This window comes from Timonella sp. A28 (assembly GCF_051200815.1).
GTDB lineage: Bacteria > Actinomycetota > Actinomycetes > Actinomycetales > Cellulomonadaceae > Timonella.
This window is the reverse complement of the sequence record NZ_CP195159.1, coordinates 1,802,485-1,814,307: the sequence shown is the minus strand read 5'-3', so window position 1 is coordinate 1,814,307 and position 11,823 is coordinate 1,802,485. Positions and strand designations below refer to the sequence as shown.

The 11,823-nt window shown below is 53.4% G+C and carries 11 protein-coding genes; 9 read left to right on the top strand and 2 right to left on the bottom strand.

Going from position 1 to position 11,823, the window contains the following annotated elements; all coding sequences use genetic code 11:
• The first annotated feature begins 177 nt into the window (after nt 1-177).
• Entirely contained in the window at nt 178-753 is a 576-nt protein-coding gene (locus tag ACR9EC_RS08605) for a hypothetical protein (protein ID WP_435298821.1), read from the top strand.
• A 49-nt stretch (nt 754-802) separates the two neighbouring features.
• Here ACR9EC_RS08605 and ACR9EC_RS08600 read toward each other — a convergent pair whose 3' ends face one another.
• Together ACR9EC_RS08600 and ACR9EC_RS08595 are read right to left on the bottom strand one after the other, a co-directional pair.
• Nucleotides 803-1,771 (bottom strand): NAD-dependent epimerase/dehydratase family protein, encoded by a 969-nt coding sequence (locus tag ACR9EC_RS08600; protein WP_435298820.1) that lies wholly within the window; start codon nt 1,769-1,771, stop codon nt 803-805.
• A gap of 111 nt (nt 1,772-1,882) precedes the next feature.
• Nucleotides 1,883-2,752, bottom strand: coding sequence for a PhzF family phenazine biosynthesis protein (locus ACR9EC_RS08595; protein ID WP_435298819.1), 870 nt, complete (start codon nt 2,750-2,752; stop codon nt 1,883-1,885).
• 295 nt (nt 2,753-3,047) lie between these two features.
• On the opposite strand from ACR9EC_RS08595, the gene ACR9EC_RS08590 reads away from it, so the two are divergent.
• From ACR9EC_RS08590 to lsrF, 8 genes are all read left to right on the top strand, one after another.
• A complete protein-coding gene (locus ACR9EC_RS08590; protein WP_435298818.1) occupies nt 3,048-4,529 on the top strand; it encodes a sugar ABC transporter ATP-binding protein in 1,482 nt (493 codons plus the stop codon).
• Nucleotides 4,526-5,572 (top strand): ABC transporter permease, encoded by a 1,047-nt coding sequence (locus ACR9EC_RS08585; protein ID WP_435298817.1) that lies wholly within the window; start codon nt 4,526-4,528, stop codon nt 5,570-5,572. Before ACR9EC_RS08590 ends, ACR9EC_RS08585 begins: the two co-directional genes overlap by 4 nt.
• On the top strand, nt 5,569-6,618 hold the full coding sequence (locus tag ACR9EC_RS08580; protein ID WP_435298816.1) for an ABC transporter permease subunit: 1,050 nt from the start codon (nt 5,569-5,571) through the stop codon (nt 6,616-6,618). The genes ACR9EC_RS08585 and ACR9EC_RS08580 overlap by 4 nt, the downstream gene beginning before the upstream one ends.
• 159 nt (nt 6,619-6,777) lie before the next feature.
• Nucleotides 6,778-7,806, top strand: a complete 1,029-nt coding sequence (lsrB, locus tag ACR9EC_RS08575) for an autoinducer 2 ABC transporter substrate-binding protein LsrB (protein ID WP_435298815.1) — start codon at nt 6,778-6,780, stop codon at nt 7,804-7,806.
• Nucleotides 7,807-7,862: 56 nt separating this feature from the next.
• The gene (locus tag ACR9EC_RS08570) at nt 7,863-8,831 is read left to right on the top strand and encodes a sugar-binding transcriptional regulator (protein WP_435298814.1); all 969 of its coding nucleotides are present in this window, start codon (nt 7,863-7,865) and stop codon (nt 8,829-8,831) included.
• Nucleotides 8,832-8,833: 2 nt separating this feature from the next.
• Nucleotides 8,834-10,393 (top strand): autoinducer-2 kinase, encoded by a 1,560-nt coding sequence (gene lsrK / locus ACR9EC_RS08565; protein WP_435298813.1) that lies wholly within the window; start codon nt 8,834-8,836, stop codon nt 10,391-10,393.
• An 11-nt stretch (nt 10,394-10,404) separates the two neighbouring features.
• Complete coding sequence (locus ACR9EC_RS08560) at nt 10,405-10,809, top strand: cupin domain-containing protein (protein WP_435298812.1); 405 nt, start codon at nt 10,405-10,407, stop codon at nt 10,807-10,809.
• A gap of 112 nt (nt 10,810-10,921) precedes the next feature.
• Nucleotides 10,922-11,806, top strand: a complete 885-nt coding sequence (lsrF, locus tag ACR9EC_RS08555) for a 3-hydroxy-5-phosphonooxypentane-2,4-dione thiolase (protein WP_435298811.1) — start codon at nt 10,922-10,924, stop codon at nt 11,804-11,806.
• Nucleotides 11,807-11,823 lie beyond the last annotated feature (17 nt).

Here is an 11,823-nt window from a genome sequence, read left to right as displayed (position 1 = left end):
AAGCCCAAGCATCGACTCAATATCGGAACACCCGCGGAGACATTCGATACTTATTTGCTAAGTGGGGAAAGCGGTCAGAGACTGCTCGCGCAGCATCCACGATGAAGAGTGGAAGCTATATGCGACATGCAAGTAAACACACTCTGTGGCGCTCATTCTAGAAACAGGAAGAATCTCATGTCATGGTCGTATTCACGAGTTTCTTATACGGTGGGCGCAGTATTGATGTGCGGTGTCCTCGCAAGCTGTAATGCCTCAGAACCAGACACAGCCAACCCGTATGCGGCAGAGTTTGATCAGGGAATGGAAACCACCTCAAACGAACTCGTGCGAGAAGTCCTGTCAGACTACACAATCACAGAGGCTGAACGAGAAGAAGTCTTTGGGTATTACGGCAACTGTCTCGAAGGGTACGGATACACCTTTGAATTGCTCCCTAATGGGGAATACGAAATAGGCGAGCGGAAAACAGTTGACACTCGCGGCAACGAAGAAGAACTCTTTCAAGAGCTCGCACAGATAGAAGAAACCTGTAGGATCGACCATTTAGACCCGGTGGATATTTTATATGACGCGGTTCAAAGCAATCCGAAGAACATAAATTTCATGCATTTTATGGTCACCTGTCTAGTTGATTCAGGTCACCGCGAACGCGGGTATTCGGAATCTGACTTCCGCACTGATCTTGAAAACCAAGAATTTGTGGAAAGCCCTGAATACACGCAATGCGAGCAGGACATGAGCGAACAGTAAAACGTGAGGGTGCGCAGGCCACAAGCCTGCGCACCCTCCACGTTTAGGCCTATTTTTGGGCGAGATACCAATCGCGCAATATGGTTATGCCAGATTCCAGCGACGTATGAGCTTTCCATGAAAATGTGGAAAACGCTTTTTCGCTAGAGAGCACTGAACGGCGAACATCGCCATCACGTGGTCCAGTCCTATGCAATTGAGTTCCTGACGCGAAAGCGTCTTCAAGCGCATCAAACACATCCGCAATAGGGAATTCACGTTCCAAAGAAAGATTGAATACCCCACTGATGGGTGAATCCCATGTGGATGCAAGCATGTTGAACTCCACCGCGTCACCAACGTAAATGTAGTCGCGAGTGCAGCCGCGAGGCATGTCGTCGTACGTCATAAGAGTCGAGTCTTTGCCGGCCTGCATATTGTTCACGAAGATTGGGATAACACCACAGTCACCTTCAGCGACCTGACGAGGCCCAAAAACGTTTGCGTAACGCAACCCCACATAATCGAAGCCATGCAGTTGCGCATAAATTTCGCAGTACTTCTCACCAGAAAACTTGGTGATCGCATACGGAGACACCAGCAAAGGCGGATCTGTTTCTACGGAAAGATCACCGTCATGCGTAATTTCTTTGGCCAACGCGCCACCACTGGATGCTGCAATAAAACGGCGCACACCATACTGGCCAGCCAGTTTCAGTAGGTTGAGTAGCCCAACAACATTCAACTTGTTGTCGGTGAAAGGGTCATGCACTGATTGAGGAACAGACTTTTGCGCAGCATGATGGTTGACGAGTGTCGGCTTGTGAGCGGCAAAGATTCGCTCGAGTGCGTTTTCGTCAAGTATGGACCAGTCATAAAACTCAAACTTTGGGTGATCCAAGATGCCCGTTAGATTTGATTTTCTGCCGGTGGACAGATCATCAATAACAACGACCTCATAGCCACGAGAAAGGTATTCCTCGGCAAGGTGGGAGCCAATGAAACCTGCTCCTCCAGTCAGTAGAACTGTTTCAGACATGTGTGCCCTTTCGTGCAGTTACTGCCATCTCATGTGTTGTTCATCGTCCCACCGATGCCGGTTAAGGGCTAGGCGAACATGAATGGGTCATGTGAAGATTCACCAGCACGTTTAGATGTGTACGGTGCCTGTGATCGTGGGGATAACAGTGCCACCCACCCAAATATTGTCATCGTCTGCGGAGATAAAAACTCGTCCGTTATAGCCGATAACAGTGCCTTGTCGTGCAACATATTCACGTGGTGCGTGTCCTGCTGCGATAAGCCATTGCGCAAGTCCTGCGTTGGCGCTTCCCGTAACAGGGTCTTCGCCGAGCCCCGCATCAGGGATGAGCGCGCGCACCTCATAGTCAATGCCGGATGCTTTTTCGGCGCTATTGGCCGGGTAGGCGCCAGCTACAGCAAGTTTGAGGTCACCCATGGCAGCGAAATCGGGGGAGAAGTTCAGTACTTCGGCGCCTGAACGAAGTAGCACTCCGGTCCAGCCGGGACCGTTGTCGATCCAATTGCTGGCGACGATGTCGTCTGGAGTAATACGCAATGCGGTAGCAATATCGGCGAGTAGGTCTGCTGCTACTGTGCCGCTTCGTTGTAATGGAGGCGCAGCAAATGCAAGTGTGTTTCCAGAAATTTTTACTGACACGTTCCCGATTCCACATTCTTGGACGACCACGCCCTCATTGCGCGGGGTGCCACCTGCATGTAGCCAAGAAAACGCCGAACCGAGGGTGGGGTGTCCCGCAAAAATGAACTCTTGTGAGGGGGTGAAGATGCGTACTTTGTAGTCAGCTTCAGGTGAGGTGGGTGGGAGCAGGAACGTTGTTTCTGACAGGTTTGTCCACCTAGCGAAGGCTTGCATCTGTTCTGTAGTGAGATCATGCGCGCTGTGCACAACTGCGAGGGGATTGCCGCCTAGCGCTGTATGAGCGAAAACATCGACTTGAGTGAAACCATATTTTTTGGGTGTGTATGCCTGGCTCATGATGTCCTTGCGAGAGGAGAACGGAGTTTTAGTCTCTCATTTTCTTAGGGCGTTGAGCAGGCTTTTTATGTTGTTGCAGAAAAGTTATCAAGTGTAAAGATTGGCTTTCTGCCGCGGAATTAAGCGGTTTTAGGCTGCGCTTATCGCGGATTTTTCGATAACTGGTGCTTGCAACAAGGTGTGACCTCTACTACGCTGTGAGCAGATGCTCAAAGGCTGAGCAGTTTCTCACAACAGTGTAGTTGAGAGGTGAAACGTGGTTCAGAGCAGAACTAACGATTCGACAATACAGCCCGTGGCGAAGCTAGAAAAGATCTGGAAGTCCTACGGCGGCATTGCCGTCCTCAAAGGAGTCTCCATAGACCTGCAACCTGGCGAAATCCACGCACTTGTCGGAGGTAACGGGGCTGGCAAATCCACCCTCATGAAAATCGTGACCGGAGTAGTCACACCAGACAGCGGAAAAATCGTCATCGCAGGCAACGAGGTGCGCAACCTATCACCACGCGCAGCACACTCCAATGGCGTGTACCTCGTCCCTCAAGAACCGGAACTCTTCCCCAACTTGAGTGTCTACGAAAACATCCAACTCGCCATGGGAGACCTCAAAATCCCACGCACCCGAGTCGAAGAAGTCACTAAGTCCCTCTGTGACACCATCAACCTCGACTCCCGCGCAAGCGACCTGTCAATCTCAGACCAACAACTCGTAGAAATCATTCGCGGAGTACTACGCGGCGCACACCTACTCATCGTAGATGAGCCCACATCATCACTCACCGCAAAAGAAGCACAACGCCTCTTCACACACCTACGAGCCTTCGCACAATCCGGCGTAGGAATCTTCTACGTCACCCACCGCATGGCAGAAATCTTCGAACTCTGCGACCGAGTAACAGTGTTACGAGACGGCAACACCGTCCTACAAAAAAACACACAAAACTCCTCAATCGCAGAACTCGTCGGCGCGATGGTGCCACAACAAGGCAACACAACAACCATCCACCAACGCCAACAACGCGAAACCGACCGCACCCAAAAACCAGCACTCAGCGTCCGCAACTTCACAGGCGACGGATTCGCTGGAATCAACTTCGACCTCTACCCAGGCGAAGTACTCGGAATCGCCGGCGTCATTGGAGCGGGACGAACCGAACTCGCAGAATCCATTTACGGTGTGCGAAAAGGCCTAGGAACCGTCACCCTCAACGGTGCAGACTACGCAAAACGCACGCCACAAAACTCCCTCCGCAAAGGACTCAGCTACGTGCCAGAAGACCGGCACGAACACGGAGTGTTCCTCCTCGGAACAATCGTCGACAACACCACCTCAGGCATTCTCGAACGAATCTCCCGCCTCGGCATCCTCGACCACAAAGCCGACAAAGCAACAGCAGAAGAATTCGCGGCAGATCTTTCCCTCCAACAAGGCAGCCTGCAACGACACGTAGGCAACCTCTCCGGCGGAAACCAACAAAAAGTATCGCTAGCCAAAGCACTCGCAGCAAACCCACAAGTCATCATCCTCGACGAACCATCACGAGGAATTGACGTAGCAGCACGCGCAGACCTCTACCGACTCGTCGAAGGCCTCGCAGAACGCGGACTAGCGGTCCTCCTCATCTCCTCAGAATTCGAAGAAATCGAACTGCTCTCCACCCGCGTCCTCGTGATGCGAGACGGACACATCGCAGAAGAATTCTCCGGAGACGACATCAACTTCGGCAACATCCGTGACGCAGCATTCGGTGCGAACGAAAGCAAGAAAACAGCATGAACATCAAGAACCTCCTCAAATCGCGAGAGATGATCACAATCGCACTCGCCATCGGGTTCATCATCGTTGTCGGAATCGCACAACCAAACTTCGTGCAATTCTCCAACCTTGCCCGAGTGCTCAACTCAACGGTCATCCTCGCCCTGCTCACCGCAGGTGTAGCAGTCGTCATCATCACCAAGAACATCGACGTATCAGTCGGCTCAACCATGGCGCTCACCGGAATCGTCGCAGCACTCATGCTCAAATCCGGTGTCAGTATGTTCATCGTCATCCCACTGACCCTCCTATTCGGAGGAATCCTCGGAGCAATCAACGGACTAGGCGTCACCATAGGACGAGTCCCGTCCATCGTCATGACACTAGGAACACTGGGCGCATACCGCGGAATTTCCTTCATGATCACCGGTGGACACTCCGTAGAAAACATTCCCAGCGAATTCAAAAAAATGGGAACAACCTCCCTCCTCGGGTTACCACTCTTCGTGTGGCTCACACTCGGCATTCTGATCGTGCTCGGCCTCATCCTGTCCAAGACAAAAACAGGCCGCACCATCTACGCAACAGGTGACAACATTACCGGAGCGCACCTCATCGGTGTCCCCACAAAAACGATGACCGTCGTAGCGTTCGCAACCTCAGGAATGTTCGCCTCGATGGCAGCACTCGTCTTCCTCGCGCAAATCGGTTCCATCTCCAACCAAGCCGGTGCCGGAATCGAAATGCGCGCAATCGCAGCAGCAGTCATCGGCGGTGTTGCACTCACCGGAGGCGTCGGAACAATCCTTGGCGCATCATTCGGTGCACTCTTCATCACCACAGCAACCAGCTCCCTGTCCTTCCTCGGAGTCCCAGGCTTCTGGTCAGACATGGTCATCGGTGCAATCCTGCTCCTTGCACTATTCGCCGACTCACAAGTCGGAAAACGCATGGAACGCAAACGCCTCCAAGCGCGCTACCAACGCACAGCACCACCGCCCACGGCATCGAATAACCACGCCGCCACACCAGAAACCATCACCACTGGAGGGGCAGTCTCATGAAACACCTCAACAAATACCTGATGCGGTGGGAAGGCGCGCTCGTCGTCGTCCTGATCACCCAAATCCTGATCTTTGGAATGCTCAACCCACGATTCCTCAACTTTGAGCGACTCCTGACTTCCTCCTCAGACTTCGTCTACCTCGGTATCATCGCGCTACCACTAGCCATCGTCATGATGACCGGAGGAATCGACATCTCCATCGGATCGATCGTCTCACTCACCGCGATCGTCACCGGAGTGTGCTTCTCCAACGGCATGAACATCTGGCTAGCAGTCATTATCGGTATCCTCGCCGCACTCGCCGCAGGAGTCACCAACGCCGCGCTGATCCTGATCACCAACGCCAACCCGATGGTTATCACCCTAGGAACGCAATTCCTGTTTGCTGGACTAGCGATCGGTATATCTGGCCTCGCAAACGTGTCAGCATTCGAAGGAATCTCAGGAATGCCAGACGAGTTTGTGAACATAGCAAACGGAGACATCGCCGGAATCCCGAACATGCTCATCGTCTTCGCGCTCGTCGCAGGAGCATTCGCATTCATCCTGCACGGCACCACCTTCGGACGCCAAGCACGACTCCTCGGCGCCAACCCGAAAGCGGCAGTCTACGCAGGATTCCCCATCAAAAAAGTAACCATCCTCGCGTACTCACTAACCGCACTCGGATCAGGAATCACCGGAGTGCTCATGACCAGCTATGTAGCCTCCGCCCGAGCAGACATCGGTGCACAAGTACTCCTACCAGTACTGACCCTCGTCGTTATCGGTGGAGTGTCCATGTACGGCGGTGAAGGAACAATCGTCGGCGTGGTCATCGCAACATTCGTTATCGGATACCTCCAACAAGGCCTACGCTTCACCGGCCTCAGCGAATCAGAAGTATCCGTAGCAACAGGAACCGCACTCGTCATCGTCGCAAGCCTGAGGTGGTGGACACACCACATCGCAGACCGCGTCAAAAACCAGCGAGTCAAAAAGAACCTGGGAGACACCCGCACACCAACGAGTCAACCCACACCGGAACCCACCCCCGCCGGCTAACCACAACAACGCTTTACCCGCCGCCACACCGACGTGGCACAACGCCTCATCCCCCTGAGGCAACACCTGCACACGCAGGACCCCCGCACTGCACGCGCAGCGCAACCCCACACGTGTTCATCAGCTCAACGAACACACAACACAACAGGAGAAGAATCAATGAAGATCGCTTCGAAAATCTTTGCGGCAGCAACCGTCCTCGCGCTCACCGCAGCATGCTCCAACGCCGACACCGGCGCTGACAGCAGCAAAGTAGCCTTTATTCCAAAACTCACAGGTGTTGGATTCTTCGAATCCGGTGGAAAAGGCGCCGTCGAAGCCGGTAAAAAATACGACCTCGACGTCGAATATGTAGGCTCACCAGAAGGGTCCGTAGCGAAACAAGTAGAACTCATCAACACCCAAGTGCAACAAGGTGTCGGTGCAATCGTTGTTTCCTCCGTATCCCCAGACGGTCTATGCCAATCGTTGAAGAAAGCAATGGACGAAGGCGTTAAAGTCCTCACCTGGGACTCAGACACCAACCCAGAATGCCGCTCCTACTACATCTCACAAGGAACAGCTGAACAGCTCGGTCAGCTCCTCGTAGACATGGGTACAGAAGACATTTCCAAGGACGAAACAGCCAAGGTTGCCTTCCACTACTCAAGCCCAACAGTGACCGACCAAAACCAGTGGGCAGAAGTAGCCAAGTCCATCATCGGCAAGGACACTAAGTGGGAAGTCGTTGACACTATATTCTCCGAGAACCAAACAGAACTCGCAGTACAGCAGGCAGAAGCACTCCTGAACGCAAACCCTGACCTTAAAGCGATCTTCTGCCCAGACGCAAACGCTCTACCAGGTACCGCACAAGCACTTGAAAACCTTGGACGCACCGACGTAACCGTCGTTGGATTCTCAACACCAAACGTTATGCGCCCATACATCGAGTCAGGCACCATCAAGCGTTTCGCACTCTGGGACGTAACCAAGCAAGGTGAACTCTCCATCGCTGTAACCAAGCAACTTCTTGACGGCAAAACCCTCAACGCTGGTGACAAGTTCGATGTAGAAGGCTTCGGCACCGTCGAGGTATCACCAAACTCGGTACAGGGATACGACTATGAGGCTGACGGCAACGGAATCGTGCTCATGCCAGAACGTGTAGTCTTCACCGCTGACAACATCGGCGACTACGACTTCTAGCAGACCATCGGGTGCGGGCTTCGGCCCGCACCCGCAACAGACGAAGGTAGGGAAACATGGATCAGTCGGTAACGAGTGAGACACGGGACTGGGTGAGCGAAGAGCAGCTACTGCGAGTCGCTTGGTACTACTACGTTGATCAACTCACGCAAGACGACATCGCAAAGCGTATGCACATCTCGCGGGCCTCTGCTGGCCGTCTTCTCGAACGTTGCCGTAAAGCAGGCATCGTCACCTTCACCATCAACTCAGATCACTACCCAGCTTTTCAACTGGGACGACAACTTAAAGATAAATATGGGCTACGCGAAGCTCTCGTTCCACCAACCTTAGAAGTTGACTCAACGGAGCAAAACCGAATCAATGAACGACTCGGACGCGGAGCTGCACAATACTTGCAATCGCACCTTAAAGCAGGGGAAACACTTGGCATGGGTTGGGGCGACACAGTGCAACAAACCATGCGTGCCGTATCAAGCGACAGCACTGCAAAAGTATCGACGGTTTCTCTGACCGGTGGGGTAGGGGCATACCTTTCTACCCTCCGACGAGTACGTAACGTTGCCACCGATACTGCAGCAGACCACATCTTGCCCACTCCGATCGTGGCCTCAAGCGAAGAACTTGCCCAAGCCTTACACGAAGAAGCTGAAGTGCAACGGGTCCTTGCTTTAGCACGACAAGCCGATCACGCGATCGTGGGTATTGGTGGGCTTTCTGGCGCACCAACCATTGCACAGTTGGGATACACAACCCCAGAAGAACTAGACCTCGGACGTGCATCTGGGGCGGTGGGCGACCTCCTCGGCGTCTACTACAACGAAGCAGGCGAAGTCGTTGATTTACCAATCCACAAACGACGAATTGGTATCACCCTCGATGAACTTCGAGCAATCCCCAATGTCATCGGGGTGGCAGCCGGAGAAAACAAAATAGCTGCTATTCGTGGAGCTCTTAACGGCGGCTACCTAGACGTGCTTGTCACGACCGAAGACATTGCCCGAACACTTTTAGAAGAGGACTAACCATGAGTCACGTTATGGCGATTGATGCCGGCACCGGCTCAATTAGAGCCGTCATCTTCACTCTTGACGGTCAGCTCGTAAACATTGCCCAACGGTCTTGGGAACATCTGCCTGAACCAGGCGTCCCAGGTTCCATGGGATTCACGACAGAAACAAACTATGCACTCATGGTGGAGTGCATTCAAGAAGCCCTCACAACTTCAGGGCTCAACGGAACAGACATTAAAGCAGTCTCAGCAAGCGCAATGCGTGAGGGCTTTGTTGTTCTTGACGAGCAAGGAAACGAAATTTGGGCGTGTGCAAACGTTGATTCGCGTGCTACGCGGCAAGTGGAGGAACTTTTCGCTCAAGAAGGTGTAGTGCAGGACGTGTACGAGCGTTCGGGGCAGACTCCGGCGCTTGCCGCACAGCCACGCTTGTTGTGGTTGAAGGAGCACAAACCTGAAATTTATGCTCGTGCCGCAACGATTCTTATGCTCAGCGAATGGGTGTTGTATCGCCTGAGTGGTGTTCGGGCAATGGAGCCGTCGAACGGGTCGACGTCGGGCATGTTGTCGCTGGAAACCCGTGACGTGGATGTGCATCTTGCACAACGCACAGGGGTTCGCGACGATTTGATTCCGCCGGTGTGTGAACCGGGTACTGCTCTTGGCACAGTGCGTGCCGATGTAGCTGAGGAGACAGGTCTTTCTACTGCCACTCTCGTTGTTGTTGGTGGCGGTGACGCACAGTTAGCTGCGCTAGGTTTGGGCTTGGTAAATGCTGGGGAGGTGCTTCTTACCGCTGGCACATTTTGGCAGTTGAACGTGAACTTGGGAGTGCCGAAGGCAGACCCAAACATGAAGATTCGCGTCAATATGGCGGCAGTTCCTGGCTTGTGGCAGGCAGAAGCGATTGCGTTCCACCCGGGCACTGCGGTGCGGTGGTTCCGCGATACGTTTGCTGCGGAAGAGGTTCGTCAAGCGCATGAGCAGGGTCGTAACCCGCTGGATGTGTTGTCGGAAGCTGCTGGCACGGTTGGTATCGGTTCAGATGGGGTTATTCCAATCTTTTCTGACGTCATGAATTATGACCGGTGGACTCATGCTTCTCCGTCGTTCTTGAACCTCAACCTTGACGGTGGTCCGCGGTTACGGGCGGCAATGTTCCGGTCTTTGTTGGAGAACGCGGCAATTGTTTCGGACGCCAACCTTGCTTTGGTGTCCACGTTTGCTGACGTTAACCCTGACATTCCGGTGACGTTTGCTGGAGGCGCAGCTAATTCACCAGTGTGGTCGCAGATTACCGCTGACGTTTTAGGCCGTGAACTGCGTATACCTGCGGTTACGGAAGCTACAGCTCAAGGCACAGCAGCGTGTGCCGCATCAGCTTTCCTTGGCGGTGTAACGCCTGCTCATCTTGCAGCGCAATGGGTGCAGTGGAGCCACACTGTGCAACCAGACTTGAATGCACATCACGAATATCAAGAAGTTAAAGACCGCTGGCGTACCGCGTACGCGCCACAGCTTGAACTCGCACATGCCGGAATCGTCGCCCCGCTATGGCGCGCTCCCGGTGCCTGAAAGGACACATCATGATTAAAAAACATCTCGGTGATATTGAATACCGGTTTGGAACGTACGGGCCAGGCTATTCCATTCGTGGCCCACGCACAGACCTTGGCGTATGCCAGTTGTTCCCAGGGGACGACGCAACCAACCACTATCACGCGCACATTGAAGAAACTTTCGTTGTGCTTGAGGGCGAGGCAACCTTATGGGTTGACGGTCGCACCTCGTACACCTGCACTGTTGGTGACGTGTACCAGATGGAGCCAGGGGAGCAGCACTATTTTGTGAACAACTCTGATTCCGTGTTCCGGGCGCTGTTCATTAAGGCGCCGTATGACCCGAACGATGGTGTTCCAGTTCCTTGGACGCCAGGCGAACCACTCCCAGAGCTGGCTCCGGGACGCATCGAAACATTAGAAAACAACTAATACTGCCGTAGGCATACCACCCCAATAATCCGCGTGCGTGTTCAGCGGAATACGCACGCTGGGCTTCGCACACCCACAAACAGTGTGTTGCCCCGTGAAGAAAGGCAGATCAATGGCTGATCTCGAAGGAAACATCAACGCTAAAGATTACGGAATCGGTAAGGCTCAAGAGACTCCCGGATTCCATGTGAAAGGTGCAGGACAGCTCGATTACGGTATGCGCCACCGCCTTGGTCGCATTTTCCGTGAAGACGGCAAAACTGTCATGCTCGCTTTTGACCACGGCTACTTCCAAGGTCCAACTTCTGGGTTGGAGCGTGTAGACCTCAACATCGTTCCACTTGCCAAGCATGCAGATGCGCTTATGGCTACTCGTGGAATGATTCGTTCCGTCATTCCAGCAGGTTCGGGCACTCCACTTGTGGTGCGTGCAACTGGTGGGCCTTCAATTTTGAAGGACCTTTCTAACGAACGCATTGCTATGTCGATGGAGGACGCTGCACGTATCGATGCTGCTGCTGTTGCAGCGCAGGTCTTTGTTGGTGGCGAGCACGAAACTCAGTCCATTGAGAACATGACAAAACTTGTTGACGATGGCTTGCGTTTGGGTATCCCAGTGTTGGGTGTTACCGCAGTTGGTCGTGAACTGACTCGTGACTCACGCTATCTCGGTTTGGCTACTCGTATCATTGCTGAGCTTGGCGCACAGATGGTCAAGACCTACTACTGTGAGGAAGGCTTCGAGGAAGTTACCTCAGGTTGCCCTGTTCCTGTGATCATGGCTGGTGGAAAGAAGCTTCCAGTCCTTGAGGCGCTCACTATGGCGCACAACGCGATCAGCCAGGGTGCTGCTGGTGTTGACATGGGACGTAACATCTTCCAGCGTGGTAACCCAACTGCGATGATCCACGCCGTAAACGGTGTTGTGCACGAGGGCCTTTCCGCAACTGAAGCTCACGAACTGTACCGTGAACTTTCCGGCGGACTTGAAGACTAATCACTTTTAGGAGATCA

What these genes read in the sequence shown, in the direction of transcription:
- ACR9EC_RS08605 (WP_435298821.1), top strand. Translation starts at nt 178, where the DNA reads ATGTCATGGTCGTATTCACGAGTTTCTTATACGGTGGGCGCAGTATTG.
- ACR9EC_RS08600 (WP_435298820.1), bottom strand. Translation starts at nt 1,771, where the DNA reads ATGTCTGAAACAGTTCTACTGACTGGAGGAGCAGGTTTCATTGGCTCC.
- ACR9EC_RS08595 (WP_435298819.1), bottom strand. Translation starts at nt 2,752, where the DNA reads ATGAGCCAGGCATACACACCCAAAAAATATGGTTTCACTCAAGTCGAT.
- ACR9EC_RS08585 (WP_435298817.1), top strand. Translation starts at nt 4,526, where the DNA reads ATGAACATCAAGAACCTCCTCAAATCGCGAGAGATGATCACAATCGCA.
- ACR9EC_RS08580 (WP_435298816.1), top strand. Translation starts at nt 5,569, where the DNA reads ATGAAACACCTCAACAAATACCTGATGCGGTGGGAAGGCGCGCTCGTC.
- lsrB (WP_435298815.1), top strand. Translation starts at nt 6,778, where the DNA reads ATGAAGATCGCTTCGAAAATCTTTGCGGCAGCAACCGTCCTCGCGCTC.
- ACR9EC_RS08570 (WP_435298814.1), top strand. Translation starts at nt 7,863, where the DNA reads ATGGATCAGTCGGTAACGAGTGAGACACGGGACTGGGTGAGCGAAGAG.
- lsrK (WP_435298813.1), top strand. Translation starts at nt 8,834, where the DNA reads ATGAGTCACGTTATGGCGATTGATGCCGGCACCGGCTCAATTAGAGCC.
- ACR9EC_RS08560 (WP_435298812.1), top strand. Translation starts at nt 10,405, where the DNA reads ATGATTAAAAAACATCTCGGTGATATTGAATACCGGTTTGGAACGTAC.
- lsrF (WP_435298811.1), top strand. Translation starts at nt 10,922, where the DNA reads ATGGCTGATCTCGAAGGAAACATCAACGCTAAAGATTACGGAATCGGT.